The sequence below is a fragment of the Aquabacterium sp. A08 genome (assembly GCF_011742065.1).
The window spans coordinates 1-361 of sequence record NZ_JAAQQT010000294.1 but is presented as its reverse complement, the minus strand read 5'-3'; the positions used below and the strand labels follow the sequence as shown (position 1 = coordinate 361).

The 361-nt window shown below is 67.6% G+C and carries 1 pseudogene; it reads left to right on the top strand.

The annotated features are described in order from the left end of the window. A pseudogene (locus HA630_RS01670) lies at nt 1–264 on the top strand (amidophosphoribosyltransferase); the annotation flags it as partial. Nucleotides 265–361: the final 97 nt, after the last annotated feature.

The window sequence follows — 361 nt, the reverse complement described above, 5'->3', positions numbered from 1 at the left end:
GCGCACGGCCGCACGGTCGAGGAAATCCGCCAGATCATCGGCTGCGACGCATTGATCTACCAGGACGTGGGCGCGATGAAGAAGGCCGTGGGTGCACTGAGCGACCGGCTGGGCGGTTTCGAGGCTTCGTGCTTTGACGGGGTGTACGTCACCGGTGACGTGACCTCCGAAGACGTGGTGCGGCTGAACGAAAAGCGCGTGGGCGGTGAAGAAGACGACGGCGCCACCTCGCGCCTGACCCTGCCCAATTCGCAGGAGTCCTGAGCCCCATGGCCCCCGCCTTGCCCCCCGACCTGCACCGCGACACGCTGGCCGTGCGCGCCGCGGTCGAACGCAGCCAGTACGGCGAAAACTCGGAGGC